This window comes from Rubrivivax albus, assembly GCF_004016515.1.
GTDB classification, from domain to species: domain Bacteria; phylum Pseudomonadota; class Gammaproteobacteria; order Burkholderiales; family Burkholderiaceae_C; genus Rubrivivax; species Rubrivivax albus.
In genome coordinates, this window is sequence record NZ_SACT01000044.1 from 1 (window position 1) to 546 (window position 546).

Below are 546 nucleotides of genomic sequence, written 5' to 3' on the forward strand. Positions count from 1 at the left end.
TTAAAGCGCACACTACTTCGCCTATTTCGTTGTATTTAATAAAGAATTTTTTAGGGTATGATATGGATGTAACGAAAGCGCTGCCTGCATTTTCATTGCTTAGTGATTCTTTGCTAAAAACTGAAAGTGGGAAAAAAATACAAGAGATGATCGAAGTAGGTAAGAGGTCAATGGTTGGTGCAACTGCACCTGATTTTTCACAACCTGATGCAGATGGAAAAATGATCAGTCTTTCTTCGTTTAAAGGAAAATATGTGTTGATCGATTTTTGGGCAAGCTGGTGTGTTCCCTGCCGTGCAGAAAGTCCAAACCTGGTGAAAGCTTATGAGCGTTTCAAGAACAGTAATTTTGAAATCATAGGAGTAACGCTTGATGAAAAAAAAGATAAGTGGCTCAAGGCAGTAAAAGAAGATAACTATACCTGGCCACAGGTAGGAGATATGAAAGGTTGGGAAAATGCTGCAGCTCTGCAGTTTGGGGTACTAGCTGTTCCATTCAACATGATCGTTGATCCCAACGGTGTTGTTGTTGCAAGAAATTTAAGAG

General features: G+C 39.4%; 1 protein-coding gene. It reads left to right on the forward strand.

The genetic code is table 11. The features are described 5' to 3' along the window. The coding region (locus ENE75_RS26025; protein WP_158289097.1) for a TlpA family protein disulfide reductase at positions 1 to 546 on the forward strand (546 nt) is incomplete at both ends.